The sequence below is a fragment of the Saprospiraceae bacterium genome, assembly GCA_016710235.1.
Taxonomy (GTDB): Bacteria; Bacteroidota; Bacteroidia; order Chitinophagales; family Saprospiraceae; genus Vicinibacter.
Genome location: JADJLG010000001.1, coordinates 2048941 through 2065812, shown reverse-complemented (window position 1 = coordinate 2065812; position 16872 = coordinate 2048941). Strand labels below are relative to the sequence as shown.

Sequence of the window (16872 nt, the reverse complement as noted above, 5' to 3'; positions counted from 1 at the left end):
TATGTATGCAATACATACAAGGAAATAATCGAAATCAAGGATTACTTTTTCCGAAGTGTTTGGATGATCTAGTCGATGAGGATAATGAAGTAAGGGATTATTGATTTATTCGTTGAATCGATCAACTTGGAAGACTTCAAATTTATCGTAAAACGCAAACACCGAAGGACGACCATCTTATAATCCAAAGGATTTTTTGAAATTATATATCTATGGATATTTAAATTCGATGCGATCATCAAGAGTACTCGAAAAAGAGTGTCACAGAAACATCGAAGTGATGTGGCTATTGAAAGAGTTGGCACCAGATCATAACACTATTTCAAACTTCAGGAGAGATAATGAGAAAGCTATTCGCAAAGTATTTCAATACACAGTCAGTATTGCAAAAATGTTTGATCTTATCGGCGGTAAATTGATCGCAGGCGACAGCACAAAATTACGGGCACAAAACTCCAAAAAAAATAATTACAACCCTAAGAAAATAGAAAGGCATTTAGCATATATTGATAACAAATTAAATGAATACAATGAAGCATTAGAAAATGCTGATGTTGACAATAAAGCCATCATACAAAATCAAATAGAAAAGCACAATAATCGAAAGGAATTTTATAATCATCTCACAGAACAATTAGAGCAAACCGGTGAAGTCCAAGTATCGACTAGCGATCCTGATAGTCGTCAACTCATCACACGCAATAACATTACAGAAGTAGGCTATAATGTTCAAACCACAGTGGATGCAAAACATTGTCTGCTAGTAGATTATAAAGTTACCAACGAAAACGACAGCAAGGCAATGGGTGGTATGCTTCGCAGGACAAAAAATCATCTTAGGCCATACAGATTTTACAGCACTTTACGACAAAGGATATCACACCGGATCAGAACTAAAAACTGCCTGCACGATGGGTATAAATCCCATGGTAGCCATACCAGGTGTATCATCATTTGCACCCGATCCGAATTATAATTATGATCAATTTATTTACAATGAAAATAAAGATAAATACACTTGTCCACGTGGAGAAAATTAACCACAAACGGCAATTGGTATAAGCGAAACACAGGTCGATCATATTACAAAGTTAAACATTATAAAACCAACAAATGCCAGACATGCCCAGCACGTGATTTATGCACAAGTGCAACAAATGGAAGAATCATCGAACGATCTGAATATGCACCCTACATCGAACAGAATAAAGGTAATATTGAAAATGATCCAGAGCTATATAAAAAGCGCCAAGCCATAGTGGAACACCCTTACGGTGTGATTAAAAGACGATGGGGATTTTATTACATTATGACCAAAAAATCCATCAAAAGAGCAAGTGCAGATGTAGGCATGATGTTCACTGCCTTTAATCTATGCAGATTGATTAATATCATTGGCAAAAATGAGTTCAAAAAGTACCTGGAAGGACTCGTTTTGTCATATTTCGCTATAATTGATTTGTATCGATCAATAAACTCAAATTTGCGCCCACCAATTTTTCAACGCATTTTTGTCCATGCAAAAATAAAAGTCGCTTAGAATGCACCTAAAACCGTCGTTTTTGGCTATTATTGCTAGAATAATTGGAGTTTTTAGACAGTCTGACGTTAGTCAAAATTTAAGCAGGCAAGTTTGAAAATTCAACCCTAATTGGGAAAGTCGATGGATTAGCTATTGTCAAAATCCCATTAATATTCGAGGTGGTGCTAAAATTGTTGCCAATGAAATCCAATAAGGTAATAGTTATACCATCGGTGCAAAATGTTTCACCAGCTTGTTGAATCCTGTAAACATTAAAGTCATTAAATACTAAACCGCCCAGATCGCCCGAAGTACAAGTATTGACAGGACACGGTGCGGGCAAAGTTTATACCGATGTAGCTGGGGAATATCTGTTATTACAAACAATTTGAGAAGTAATAGCCCCTTTTGTGGCAACAACATCTAACTCAACAACACAATTTGAGGAGGTCCACCTGTCATTAGCAATAAACTTTGATGCTTGCACCTTAATACAAATATTAATTCCTGAATACAAAATTACACACATTATCAATACTTGTAATATGTATTCTTATATTTTTTTAATTAATTTGTATTAAATTGAATATCAATTATATATATAATATTACGGAATTCAGTTTAATCTCATGAATACAACATGATTATTTTTCAAATCCCCATGATTTGTTCATAATTATTCTTTTACAGCAAATGGAACAGCCCAAAGTAATGTTATGAAAGCCATTTGCTAAGAGAAGGATTCAATTTTTGGTTACCTTTACAGTTGCACAGCGTTTTACCGGACACACAACTGTAGAACAGTCTACCGGTGCTGTAATGTCTTTATTGTACGTGCAGCTTGGGTCAACACTAAATGTCGCAGTAATCGTATGTACTGCACCATCTGAATTTAAACCGGTAATTGAAAAACTTTGTGGACTTGCAAAAGGAGGATTTAAAACAGTAGATCCCCCCCCACTCACAGTTAATGTAATGGTGCCTGTTGCTGGCGGATTATTAAATGTCAAAGTGCCATCGACAGAATATAGGTTATTTGACGGATTACATGGGTTGACAGTGATTGAAATATCCGAAATGATGCACGGAGAATAAAAAAATCCAAAGTCAACTGTAAAATCCAAATAAGAATCTAATGGTCCGGCGGCAAAATTTAAAAATCCCGGTTCGTTTATAGGTTCCGTACCATAGTCTAGTGTGATCAATGCAGATGAGATGCCGTTTGCTGCCGGGTTGTTGTTGTCAATACCATTTTCATCTACATTGTCATCAATTTGATTATCGCCTCCGCCGGCAAGAATACTCAAGTAACCATATAATGAGCCACCAAATTGGAATTGGGAAGCCGGGATGCGTACCTGGAATACACCGGGTTGGGTTGGGAAAAAGTATGTACCTGGGCCAAAGCCAATATCAACCGTTGTAAAACTACTGACGACATCATTGTCATCAGCTGTACCAGCAATTTTATCCGGCCCGAATCCGGGTTGATATAACTCTACCAATACTCCATTTATTCCCTCTCCGGTGGTATAAACTCCATCGTTGTTTGTATCTATCCAGACAACATTACCTAATCCGACAGTGGGTTTGAAGCCAAAATCAATTGTTAAATCATTATTATTGTCTTGGTCTTGATCAAAGCTTCCCTCTGAACCACTCTCCGAGGTAGTCGGTTCAGTACCTATTTGCAAATGAATTGTATCAGACCGAACGCCATTGATCCAACTTATACCTTCATCTATACCATTTTCGTCAATGTCATCATCGACTCCATTGTCTGCTCCATTACCGGGAATACTCACAGCATAGCTGAGTAATGTATTTTGAAAATTTGAACTGGGAATTTCGACTACATAATCGCCATTTGGCAGATTTTGAAAGTAATAATGCCCACCACCATTTGTTAAAGTAGAATTGACAATATCGTTGTCATCCGCGGTTCCGGTAATGCCATCAGGACCATAGTTTGGCCTATATAAGTTGACAGCTATTCCTCCAATTCCCTCTCCAATATCGAATAAATTGTTGTCGTTCAAATCCAGCCAAACTAAATTGCCAATTCCAACTCCACTATAAAATCCAAAATCTACAGAGTAATCTATATCAGCATCCGGAGTATCGGAACCGCCATTGAAGCCTAATTCAGATGTACTTTCTTGACCGGGCAAAAGAGTGATTAATTCACTATTCACACCCATGAGTAATGGGCTTCCCATTGTCATTCCGTTTTCATCAATTCCGTTTTCATCTGCATTGTCATCAATGCTATTGTCCGCACCATTTCCCGGTACTGATGAATATAGGGGCAAGTGGCCTCCATTATTAAACTCAAAATAGGGTATCTGGACATAATATCGTCCCGGAGATAAATTGAGAAATGAGTACTCACCATTGATGTCAGTTACAGTTGAATCCACGACCATGCCGTCGTCAGACGTTGCAATCACTCCATCAGCACCGAATCCCGGTCTGAATAAGTAAACTTTTACTCCTTCGATACCTTCACCTGAATCAAATAAATTATTGCGATTATCGTCGATGTACACTAAATTACCTATACCCACAGTGCCGACCCAAATCGTAGCCGGGTCAATGTCATCAATATCTTGTGAGGAATTGATCCCATAAATATAATTGTCTAATTCATTGATATCATTTCCAGCACCAATACTTCCATCTGAATCAGAATCAACGACTGAGTTTCCTAAAATGTCTTGCAATGAAATAATTTCTGCATAATTTGTAATACTTCCACTAGTAGTATTCACCGTAAAATCAATAGTGATGTCTTCATAATTTCCGGGTTCAATAATTGTATTGATAGTTCTTTCAGCAACCCCGGGATTTATTAATGACCAGTTTGCATCTGCCAAAACAAGCGAAGCCGGAAACTGATCTCTCACAAGAATACTCTGCGTAGCTTGAGTTCCTTGATTATATACACGTATTTTAAAACTTACTGTACTTCCATTTTGAAATGGTCCACTAGACACGCTTGAGTTTACAGTTTTCACCAATGCCAAATCATAAGGTACTGGGATCAAAGGGCAAGTGAAAACTTCAATATCTCCATAAGCGCCTTTGTTAGGATAAGTTCGATCTCCATCTAAATCCAATCCAAGTACTTGCAACGAGCTATATGAACCAGTTGAAGGCATAAATCCAGCTCCATCAACCCATCTTCTATGATCAGGTAAATTGTAATCATCAGAAACGGCGTCTGCTGTCGCAATAATAAAATCTTGAGATCCTATTGTATTGCCATCGTACACCGCACCAGGTGCGAATGAAATCCCACCTCTGGCATCAGTCCCAGAATAACCCGCAGGTCCGCCACAACAAGTACCAATTAAAAATTTATCTGTTGGTTCAGCAAGCCAATTTCCAGTAGAACCTTGGTATTCTAAAATTCTTGAACTGTGAGCATTACCACCTTGTCCAACTTCAGAACTCACGCCTTGTTCTGCCAACAACATACGGCTACCTGAAAAATCAAATTCGATATCGGAAACCGGATTACTATAAGTTCCATTGTACAAAACTGGTATTGTTATCTCTAATACATCAGTCGAAGCTGCGATGGATCCTGACATATCAATTTCTACAGAACGCACATAATTTAAATCTGTAGTAGGTGGAACTCCTCCAACGTCATTGGCCCAAATAGAATAATACAATCTCGACTCAGGATGATTGAAGCTGACATTAAAAATTCGTTGACCTAATGGTGCCATATTCCAATCCGGCGCAGTGGGTGCTGAAGCTTCATTTATTTCGTCCGGTGGAAAAATAGAATAAGTAATAAATGGACCTGTCTGATTAAGACCTCCCGACAAAGGAATTACGTAGATCAAGCCATCATCAAAATTGGAAGCATATACTTGATTATGGATTGTATCAATATCGATCCATCCTATACCTTTGTTGCCCGGTAAAGTAGCCAAAATATCAATCGTATTGCCATCTGCGCTGATTTTATATACTTTTGCATCTACTGTACCGGCAAAATTTGAAATAAAATTTTCATTATTATAAATCACTCCTGTAGCGGTATATATCTCTCTATTTCGTGGATCAAAAGTTAGTCCAAGTAAATCATTTCCTTCGAACTGGGATCTTCTCCACACTCTGGTAATTGGGGCGTAAGGACCATTGTCCACACTGTTTGAGGCTAAGTTTGCCGGGTCATTGTATCTGGCAGCCAAACCACTTATATCTCTAATTACCAATACTGTGTCTTCTACAGAATTGTATACCCGTTTTACATAAATAGCATAACCCGGTTGTAAAACATCGGTAGGTAGAACATTACAATCTCCAATATTGAAAGAAAAACTAAGATAATCGCTTTCACCAATATCCATAAGCCTTACAGAATGCTGCTTGTCAAAGTCTAAAGGAAAACTGATCGCATTCTCAAATGAGTTATTACATAGTGTTTCAATATTAGAGTTAGTTGATTCCGCTTTTATACCATCAGGGTTTACAAACAGGAAAACAATTGGGATCAAACATATGAAACAAAAATTCCGTGTTGTACCTGTCATCAATTTTTGGCAAAGTTTCATTTGCCAGAAAATACAATTTAGCCCGTAGAAAAAGCACTCAAGAGACATATCCAATAAGTTTAATAATCAGTTCATTGTAAGTCAACATCAAGAAAGGGATCTTTAAAATTCCCTTTTAGTCAAACTAGTTCAATTTAATCTTCTGACACAAAAATAATTACATATTATGATTGTTTATAATTTTTTAAAAATTAAATAATTATATTATATTTATAATAGTGTTTTTCAATGCATTTTATAATACATATTTTTATATATATAATATAAATCTTTAATTTCAAGTCTTATCCTAACAGAAAACCAATTACTCAAACTAGAACAGTGTCGACTCTATAATTTCAACTAGGAACAGTAAAAGATCCATTGTGCTTAAAATTTAACCGAGGCTATATTCCTATATATTATTGTTATTCTGTTCTTTATACATTAAATAAACATAAATTTATTTTTCTACGAAATTAAACGTAGCAAAAATTTGGACTACGAATTAAATCGTAGTATGTTTGTGCCAACAAATGAATTTTTTCATGAACGAAGAAAACAGTAATCTACCCACAGATTCTGAATTGGAGATTCTCAACATCCTCTATGAATTTGGACCTCAGAACGTGCGATTTGTCAACGATGAAATCAACAGGTTGAGAGAAGTTGGATATACCAGCACCCTCAAAACCATGCAGATCATGATGGAAAAACGAATGTTGCACCGCGTGATCATAGATCGAATACACATCTACTCTCCTGTTCAAAGAGAAGAAGAAACTCAACGTGCCGTAGTTCATAAACTGATGGAAAAAGCGTTTAGAGGGAACGCAGCAAGCTTGGTCATGAACTTACTAGGAAACCAAGAAACCAGTAAAGAAGAATTGGCGCAAATCAAAACCCTCATCGAAACCCTGGAAAACAAAAAATAATTTTCCCAACGATCAATTAAACTCACATGGAAGCGTTAAATCCCAACATTTATAAATTATACTATAGTCTATCATGGACTTTTCTCCACTCTCTATGGCAGGCAAGCTTGATAGCATTGGCAACAACTATTCTCATCATCATTCTGAATAAACTTAATCCTGCATTAAAATATAAAATATGGATCTCAGCCAATATACTTTTTGTCGTCATCAACTGTTCCACATTCTTCAAAATTTACTCCAACTTTGAAAGCCGATTACATTCAGCTTCGATGAGCCTTGTGCCAACAAGCTACCCTCAAAATTATAATCCAATATCTGAAGAAACAATATTACAAGCGGATCCGACTGATTCTAAACTACAAGAAACATCTTACATTCTCAATTATTTTGAATCCTTTGCACAATATATCAACAACAACATTCATTTCATTATGCTCCTGTGGTTGATTGGTATGCTTCTTTTCTTAGTGAGATTTTTGGGAGGTTTAAGTTATGTGTATTACATTAAATCACATTTTCAGATCCCTGTAGACTACTATTGGGAAACTATGAAAATCAATCTTCAAAAGAGAATGAATTTAGATAAACAAATACAACTTGCTGAATCTGCTCTGGTCCTATCAGTAATCGTGATCGGTCACCTAAAACCCATTATTCTTTTTCCTGCCGGATGGATTAACAAACTTGATCCAAAGGACGTCGAAGCCATATTACTTCATGAATTGGCACATGTATGTAGGAATGATTATCTGACAAATTTAATGCAAAGTGTGATAGAATTGATTTACTATTTTAATCCTATGGTGTGGTACTTATCCTCAAAATTGAGAGAGGAGCGAGAACATTGCTGCGATGATATCGCCATCGCTTGCGGATCTGATCCCATCCAATTTGCGAAGTCATTACTTCTCTTACAACAAATGCATTATCGGGATCGCAATGTAGCGCTTGGCTTTTCCGGAAGTAAAAAATATCATTTACTGGAAAGAGTAAAAAGAATTCTTCAACCAAGAGAAGAATATTATACTACTGATGTCCGATGGGCTAGTCTAATAGCGGTGACAGGTCTAATATTAGGTATAGCTTATACTAATTTGAAAGCAAATTCTTCTACTGAACATCCATTGTTATCTCAAATTACTGTATCCAATACTAAGTCGCTGTCAAAGATAGATTCCTTCCTATTGCGGAAGCAAATACCAGATGGGACCTATACATTCACCAACAATCAACTGACGAGTAAAATTGTTGTTCAGGAAAATAAAGTATATCAACTCAATTTTAACGGTGTAGAAGTAAGTCCAGAAAATTTTTCAAAGTTTGAAGACTACTTTTATACCATCCTGGATAATCAATTCAAAAATAAAGCAAATCAACCTGCTGCCTATGAAAGTTCAGACGTGAACAGTTCATTTATAATTTCCAACTCATTCTCAGAATCAAATAATACAAATACTGCGAAAATTGAACAGAATCCGGAAGAGAAAACAAACGGAATTAATAAAACCATTACTCAAACGGGAGAATACACAGTAATTGCTGAAAATGATTCCAAGAAAGGTATTAGAACAATCAAAACTTATAAAAATGGAGTTCTTATTCAAGAAATGATCAATGATGACCGTGGCTTCAATAGTATAAATCAATTTGACAAAAAAGGAAAAAATAGAATAAGCAAAACTGCTTGGCAAAATTCATTTTCATATCAAATTAATGACCCGCAAGCAATCGATCACGAATCCGGTTCAACGGATCGAAAAGAAATTCAAAAAATGATTGATCAATTACATGTTGAAGTGGAAGATCTGGATTTTGAACAGACAGAATCAATAGAAGACTTTAGATCTAACTTGCAATGGTGCATAGATCAATTGAGTAATCAAATTGAAAGTTTAGAACAAGATGGTAAACAAAACAAGGAAACAAAAAAGATAAAATCTGAACTCTCTAAAATGAATGAAGAAATTTCTAATATAAAAGATAGTTACAATAAGCAAGAACAAGCAGCGGATCGAAAAGATAATATGAATTTCTGGCAAATTTCCCTATACAGTGAACTTATCCGTCAAGGAAATTTGAATGAAGGTGACCGATTAATTTTTCAATGGAATGATGACCAAATGAACGCCAATGGTAAAACATTAGAAAGAAATGAATTTAATAAAATTCAAGCATTATATAAACAAATAACTGGAACAAAATCCTGCGATCATATCCAAATATCAATCCAAATGAATTAATTTTTTCCAAATTGTAATATCATGGTGCAATCAAGTGTGCACCTTGTGATTTTTTCCGAATTATCCGAAATAAAATTGTACAAATCACTTATACTTTCTAATAATTCATTCTTTAATGGTTATATATTTACTAGATTCCATAAATAAGTGCGACAGTTAATAAAATATTCTTTTGGAGAAAGACCTATTCTAAAAATAGGTACTTTCCCCTCAAGATTTTTAACTGTACACAAATGTATAAACAAATCACCTACCCTCAAAGGGTATTAATTGAACAATTTAGAAGGCAAGGAATGAGCATTATTCAGATAGCTTTGGAATTAGGGTTTCATAGAAGCACAATATATCGGGAACTCGATAGAAACTCTTCACCTGGTTCATACAAGTTATATGGAAGCGCAAGAGCGCAGGATCGGAGTGAACAGAGAGCACAAGGAAAGGGAAGGAAGAATAAAATTACAAGCGATCTTAGATGCAAAGTGGATCAATTACTTAAAATCAAGTGGAGCCCAGAGCAAATCGAAGGTCGAGCGAATATTGATAAGTATGAAAGGGTTAGTAAAGAGTGCATATATCAATATGTATATGAAGATAAAAGGAAAGGAGGTGATCTATGGAGTAATTTAAGACATTCCCACAGAAGAAGGCGAAGACGCAAAAATACCTATAAACAAAGGGGAATTATCAAAAACAGAGTATGTATTGAAGATAGACCAAAGATTGTTGAATCTCAAAAAGGTATGGAGATTGGGAAGGAGATACTATAGTAGGAAGGAATCATAAGTCCCAAATTGCCAGTATGGTGGAAAGAAAATCCTTGTTTGTAAAGATTATTAAGCTGGAGTCCAAAGGAGCTAAATTCACAGCCAAAACAATCAGTTGCAAATTGAAAAATATAAAAACTTATGCCACACAATTACATTAGACAATGGAAAAGAAAATGCAGATCATCAAACATTGGCTAAAGCATTGAATACTAAGATATACTTTGCTCATCCATATTCTGCTTATGAAAGAGGTTGCAATGAAAATATCAATGGTTTAATACGGCAATACTTGCCAAAAAAATCAGACTTTTCCATGCTCAAGCAAACTGACTTGGATCGAATTGAATCCCAAATAAATAATCGACCTAGAAAAAAATTAGGTTACAAAACACCAAATGAAGTATTTTTGAACCTTGTCGCACTTAAATGTTGAATTCAGCTTTTATTTTAAAAAAAATAAGCTTCCATTTTAAACTACAGCTCTGATACAATCCACATAAACGATTGCTAAACATACTTCAATTGAAATTCATGAAATCCATTATATATCTTCATATTCTATTCTTTTGCTCAATTTACTGTACACTTTTTGGTCAAGACACTCTCCCTGTAAAAAGAACGTACCACATAATAAAAACAACTGAACCAATCATTGTAGATGGAGTACTTTCTGAAAGTTTCTGGAATGTTGCAGAATCTCAAAGTGATTTCACACAATTTGAACCAATGCCATTTGCCAAGACAGAATTTAAAACTGTGGTCAGAATGTCATTTACAGATCAATACATCTATGTAGGAGCACAACTATATGATGATCCAAATAAAGTGAGTGCACAAGTTACAAGTCGAGATGAACTGGGAGAAACGAACGTGGATTATTTTACGATGAGTCTTGATACTTATGACGATGACTTGACCGGTTTTCGATTTATTGTGACAGCAGCCGGAGTACAAGCTGATGCCAGATTGGGCAAATTTGAAACGGATAACGGAACCAACCTACTCGATTTCAATTGGGATGGAGTATGGGAATCCGCTGTACAAAAATCCAATGATGGATGGAGTGTAGAAATGAAAATTCCACTTTTTAATCTCAGATTTCCAAAAAAAACAGATCAAAACTGGGGTCTGCAATTCGCAAGATTTGTGAAGCGAAATGGTGAAACCTCTTCCTGGCAAGCAATCAATCCAAATATTAATGGTATAGTGAGACAATATGGCAACTTAGTAGGAATTAAAGATATAAAAAATGCACTTCGCTTGTCATTACATCCGTATATTTCATTGAATTACAAAAGCGCTCCACCCAATCAGGCAAATAAAGAAAATACTCATTTACAAGTCCAAAAAGGGATTTCCGGAGGCATGGACATCAAATATGGGATCAATGAAAATTTCACATTGGATGCCACTGTCATACCTGATTTCTCTCAAGTTGCATCAGATTAAAAAGTATTAAATCTTAGCCCTTTCGAACAGCGGTTTGAAGAAAGGCGACCCTTTTTCACCGAAGCTGTTGACCTATTCAATAAATGTAATATTTTTTATAGTCGCAGAGTTGGTGGAATTCCATACTCTTACTTACAAATTAATCCCAATTTATCTGAATATGAAATTATCCAATCCATACCTTTCGAAGCACAACTTTACAATGCTTCAAAATTTTCCGGACGGACTCCTTCAAAATGGGGAATTGGAATATTTAATGCCGTTTCCGCCCCAGCGTACGCGAAAATAAAAAATATGAACTCAGGGAGTACAAAAAAAATACTGGTATCACCATTGACAAATTACAATGTCACAGTTATCCAAAAATTACTACCAAATCAATCCTCTGTTTCATTAATCAATGCAAGCACTCTCCGTAGTGGATTATATAGAGATGCAAACGTGAGTGGTCTTGAATATATCCAAAAAGATAAAAAAAACAACTATCAATTTGCCATCATACCAAAAATATCCGCAATTTTTAATCCCGGAAGCCGAGTTCGTTTAGGCTATACAAATGAAGCAAGCTTTGGAAAAATCAGTGGAGAAATCAATTGGAATGTTTGGAATGACATTATAAGTGACAGATGGGACCCTTCCGATTTAGGCTATTACTCCGGGAATAATAGGATGACCTCCGGTGGAGGGATTACTTATAATCAAACTTCTGCCAATAAGTATTTCAATAGCTCGAACTGGTGGATAAACGGTGGTTATTCTAATCAATACTCTCCTTTTAAATACGCAAATTGGTTCAGCAATATTGGATTTTGGGCCGGACTTAAAAATCAAGGAAGCGTGAATTGGTGGAATTACATCCAACCCTTTGCCTCATATGATTTTAACGAACCACGTATTGCAGGAAAAAAACTTAGAATCCTGCCCTATTGGAATAATGGATTCAATTTCAGTACAGATTCACGAAAAAAAATGAGGTTATTTGCATACTATAGTACAAGTATTGAACTTAGAAAAAATTATTACAACTTCAGCTTTGGCATTGAACCATCGTATCGCTTCAATGATAAAATCAATGTAAGTTATAATTTGTTTTACAGCTCACTGTACAATGAAAGAGGCTATGTTACAAATGTGTCTGATGATGAAATTATCATAGGGGAAAGGAAACAAGTTACCTTGAGTCATTCCATATACTTCAAATACAATATGACTAAATTAGCCAGTTTTTCCATTATCGCAAGACATTATAATACCAACCTTATTCACAATAGATTCTATGTACTGCAAGATGATGGCGGTTTAGGCACAAGCAATTATGATGGAGAGCATGACTTTAGCATTCAATTTTTCAATATTGACGCGGTATTACAGTATCAATTTCGTCCTGGTAGTTATTTGACCCTGGTTTGGAAAAACAGTGCCGAACATAGTCAAACTATAGATAATAAAAAACAACCTGATTACGGAAATCAATTAGATAAAATCTTGTCCGCAGCCAAAGACAATCTTTTCAGTGTAAAAATGGTTTACTTTCTTAATGGAGCAAAATACCTGAATAGATGATACTCAAGTCAAATACTAATTTTCATTATTCAAAAAATATTTAGCGGTATAATTCCCAAACACCACTTTCCTTATTTTGAATGAATACATAATTACTCTCCGGATTAATCGCAGCAGGTGTTAGATTATAAAAGAATGGTGTTCCGGTTGCAATCATTGACCCATCAGATTGAAATCTTATCTTCCTCACTCGATCATCTCCTCTTGGGCCTATACCATTGATATCAATTTCCATTTTAGGTCCCGCTGTCGCAATAAAATTTTTGTCCAATGGTATAGAATATACTATTGATTCTCTTGCACTTCCATAATATAATCGATAATCTCCAGTTAACTCCTTCCTCAGTGTCAGACCAAGAATATCAGTGCTATCGAGAATTTGAGTAGTTTTCCTTGTATTCACATCAATCGCATAAACCTGACCCAGCTGTTGTTGCGCATTAGATCCGGCAACTGTGCTTACAAAAAGAGTTTGAGTCTCACAATCATAATAAGAACCCATGAGTCCAAATACATTTTGAAGTGATCTATGAAATTGAATTGGCAATTTCACAAATGAGTCAAGTATGCCGGTTTTGGAATCAATTCTGTAGACTGTATGCATATGCTCTTCCGGATTATTCTCCATATTAACTGTTGGCTTGGGCAAAATATATGAATTTCCTACTTGGTCTGTAGCAATAGCGCCAACATATCCGGCAGATCGCCAACTTGGATGCTGATATAATTTTGTGCGTTCAGATTGTAAATTACGAACATCAGAAAGTTCTATAAGCACTACTCCAACGAATTTTCTTTCTGTAGAACTCAGCGCAGACCTTGTCCGATCAAAACCCAAATTTGCAAAATATCCTGGAGTTCTTGCACAAGATTGAGCATCAAGTCCATTCGAACAGTAAAGTAAAACAAAGCAAAATACAACTTGAAAGTATATTGAATAATATGTCATTTCAGAATAAATTTTGGCCCCGAAAAGCATGGATAAATTTTGGGTACAAACACACCATTCTCAAGCACGGATTCAGCCCAGCAATACTCATTACCCTTTCTGTCGTCATTTTTAATTTGTGGGACATACCAAAATACCAATGCACTATTTTCAATTGGCTCAGGTTGAGGATCGATGAACTTGTCAGGGCCTTGTTTATAGTCCAAATTACAACAAGGACCAATAGTTGGAAGATCTACTGTACCTTCATCTTGATTTGGATGATCTTTGGTCAGATAAAAATATGCTTTATCTCCACGACCTCCATCTCCGAATTGTCCCCTATTGCCTTCAATCCATATCTCAGATGACTTGCTGCCTGTAGTAAATTTACCTAAATATTTATTCTTAAAATATTCTGAAGGAAAATTTTCAAGAGCCCAATTTTCCATCGACCATTTCTTCCACTTATTCTTTTGAGCGGAATAAAAATTCATTTGTGGTGAAAAAAAACTAATTCTTGTTACCGGGCGATATGTGCCATCATTACCACAACCTCGTCCTATAGAACCAATCACAGGTCTGAAACTTCCATCATTAAAAAACTCAAAGTGCTGTTCATAATTATAACTGCAAGGCGTGGGCCAACCTTCACTAAAATATTTCTGAGATAAACCAAATCCAACGGTATCCTGATTTTCAATAATAGGATATATCACAGGTGGCTCGACAGCAACTACCGCTGCTTGACTATATTCAGGACAACCAATGGCATCACTGTATCCAAATCCTTCAGTATTGGAATAAGACACGTGCCAATCCACTGTTTTCACATCTCTGTAAAGTGGGATACCCTTGAATGATATATTACTTACTCGCAGACCATCCGATCTAGTCAAAGTATATAAAAAAGACCATCCATTCTTGCTTACTTTGTTTTCAACTTCGCAATAACAAGTCATCACTTTTTCATTTTGCAACATTCGCTCCGTAATGGCGGGTCCGGTTTTCCCAACTTCTGTCCATTTTACACCTACCACTTTCAATGAAGTTAGATCAACGATTACCCACATAGCGCGCTCATTTTTTACAAACGTTGGTGCCACACACAGATGTTGTGAACGCTGACAGGAAGACCTATTCAATGCTGTTTTTGTAGAAGACATCCGCACCGACAGAGGGTCTAAATCTTGACCATATTGTTTTATGACATCAGGATCAGACAAAGCGATATCTTCAGCTAAAGCTGCGAGATGAGGTGGAATATCAGGTTGAAAGTTTTCAAATGTGTGGAAATAAACAACTTTGGTTTTTTCAACATCAACCAATCCGATAAGAGATTGATTCATTCCAAAATTGTACAATTCCACACGATAAACTTTATCAGGATTTTCCAATTTTTGTCCCGGAGGTAAATCAGAAGGTCTTATTTTTGAAACAGAAAAAATTTCGTTCAGGTAAGGTTTGCCTGATTTCTCTTCTGAGAAATATGACTTTGTTTTGGGATAATTTAAAAATAATTCTTGAGCAATAAACTCCTCTGATTGATTCCCTGAAACTAATCTGATTACAGGAAAAGAATCTCTCAACACGTGAGATATTTGCATATTTCGTTTTACCAACAAATCTTGCCCAGATAATTCCAATACCAAAACTAAAAAAACTGTAATCTTCAGAAACCTGAATACAATTAAATTTAGTATAAAAAATCTTAACTTACTCATTTTCAAACGGATTGATAAAAAGTTTATTACAAAGATAGGAAGTATCTGTAAGTGTATTTAAAAATGCGATCAACTCCAATTTTTCATTATTTGACAGCCGAAACTTCTTCATTCTACTATCTTTCAATAAATGTACAAATCCTTCACCCTTACAATCACCAAAATCAACATTTCTACCGCCGCGAACATAATTCCCGATTACATCCAATAATTCATCTTCACTTCCATCATGATAGTATGGCCCTGTGAGTGCTACATTTCTTAAACTCGGAATACGAAATGACAAAGAATCTATTGCTAAACCATTTTTCACATTTGATATTTCTCCGGGGTCCAATTCCCGACAAGAATATAAACCGGTATTCGCAAAATGGGAACCAATCTCAGGCTTGTCAAAATCCTGTCCACCATGACATATAAAACATGAAGCCTTCTTTCCAAAAAAAATCTTCATCCCTTTCATTGCATCCTTATTTAAGGGATACATTTTTGGATCAATCTTATATTTATCAAATGCCGATTGTCTTGAATTTAACTGCAGCAAATAGCCTGATATAGATTTTTTAATATTGGTAAATGAAATGGGATTTAATTCATGAGGAAAGGCTTCTCTAAATAGTTTTTTATAGAAGCTATCAGTCCGAAACTTATTCAAAAACAAACTGTCATTATTTACAATTCCTAGTTCAGGTGGTGTCAAGGAAAACAAAGGTCTATCCATTTGGTCCTCCAACAAATGGAGGTCAGCTTTCTTCCAGTCTAAAGAAACTCTTGAACCCACATTGATCAAGGAAGGTGAGTTATGGGGTAGCGGGTCTCCATAGACGCCTACCGAACTTCGATATCCATCAGAGAAGGCAAGTAATGGGTCGTGACAAGAAGAACAAGATTTGGATGAATTTATCGATAATTTCTTCTCATAAAAAAGGAAATGGCCTAAGGTCACATCCGGTGAATTCATCCCAGGATCTTGCGAATAACCACTAAACCCAGCGGTAAACAATGCTAAAATAATGAAACAAGTCCTATACCAATACACCTCATTAAAAGATACCTTACAGATAACACCTTAACTGCCTCTTATGTTCGACTGAAACACAAAATCTAAATACTTTGGCTATTTTCTAACTCATTCCGGTTTATGGGATAAAACACTAAATAAATATTTATGTCCAGAACACTACTCAAGAC

10 protein-coding genes and 1 pseudogene are annotated in these 16872 nt (G+C 35.7%); 7 read left to right on the top strand and 4 right to left on the bottom strand.

The genetic code is table 11. The features are described 5' to 3' along the window. Positions 1-5 precede the first annotated feature (5 nt). A pseudogene (locus IPI99_08370) lies at positions 6-1540 on the top strand (IS1182 family transposase). A 725-nt stretch (positions 1541-2265) separates the two neighbouring features. Here IPI99_08370 and IPI99_08365 read toward each other — a convergent pair. Next, positions 2266-6093 (bottom strand): hypothetical protein, encoded by a 3828-nt coding sequence (locus IPI99_08365; protein ID MBK7340528.1) that lies wholly within the window; start codon positions 6091-6093, stop codon positions 2266-2268. A 527-nt stretch (positions 6094-6620) separates the two neighbouring features. Here IPI99_08365 and IPI99_08360 point away from each other — a divergent pair. The 6 genes from IPI99_08360 to IPI99_08335 all read left to right on the top strand — a co-directional run bounded on the left by IPI99_08360 (position 6621) and on the right by IPI99_08335 (position 13029). Continuing rightward, on the top strand, positions 6621-7007 hold the full coding sequence (locus IPI99_08360) for a BlaI/MecI/CopY family transcriptional regulator (GenBank protein ID MBK7340527.1): 387 nt from the start codon (positions 6621-6623) through the stop codon (positions 7005-7007). 26 nt (positions 7008-7033) lie between these two features. Then, a complete protein-coding gene (locus IPI99_08355) occupies positions 7034-9250 on the top strand; it encodes a M56 family metallopeptidase (GenBank protein MBK7340526.1) in 2217 nt (738 codons plus the stop codon). Positions 9251-9483: 233 nt separating this feature from the next. Then, positions 9484-10017 (top strand): IS30 family transposase, encoded by a 534-nt coding sequence (locus tag IPI99_08350; protein ID MBK7340525.1) that lies wholly within the window; start codon positions 9484-9486, stop codon positions 10015-10017. Positions 10018-10129: 112 nt separating this feature from the next. Beyond that, positions 10130-10450, top strand: coding sequence for an IS30 family transposase (locus tag IPI99_08345; protein MBK7340524.1), 321 nt, complete (start codon positions 10130-10132; stop codon positions 10448-10450). 98 nt (positions 10451-10548) lie between these two features. After that, complete coding sequence (locus IPI99_08340; GenBank protein MBK7340523.1) at positions 10549-11466, top strand: carbohydrate binding family 9 domain-containing protein; 918 nt, start codon at positions 10549-10551, stop codon at positions 11464-11466. 294 nt (positions 11467-11760) lie between these two features. Continuing rightward, positions 11761-13029 carry a hypothetical protein gene (locus tag IPI99_08335; GenBank protein ID MBK7340522.1) on the top strand — a complete coding sequence of 423 codons (1269 nt, stop codon included), beginning with the start codon at positions 11761-11763 and terminating at the stop codon, positions 13027-13029. Between the two features lie 40 nt (positions 13030-13069). Here the strand turns inward: IPI99_08335 and IPI99_08330 are convergent, their stop codons facing one another. From IPI99_08330 to IPI99_08320, 3 genes are all read right to left on the bottom strand, one after another. Continuing rightward, positions 13070-13978: a hypothetical protein gene (locus IPI99_08330; protein MBK7340521.1), complete on the bottom strand. Its 909-nt coding sequence runs from the start codon at positions 13976-13978 to the stop codon at positions 13070-13072. Next, positions 13975-15564 carry a hypothetical protein gene (locus IPI99_08325; protein ID MBK7340520.1) on the bottom strand — a complete coding sequence of 530 codons (1590 nt, stop codon included), beginning with the start codon at positions 15562-15564 and terminating at the stop codon, positions 13975-13977. The genes IPI99_08330 and IPI99_08325 overlap by 4 nt, the downstream gene beginning before the upstream one ends. Before the next feature lie 109 nt (positions 15565-15673). Then, positions 15674-16642 (bottom strand): di-heme enzyme, encoded by a 969-nt coding sequence (locus IPI99_08320; protein ID MBK7340519.1) that lies wholly within the window; start codon positions 16640-16642, stop codon positions 15674-15676. Positions 16643-16872: the final 230 nt, after the last annotated feature.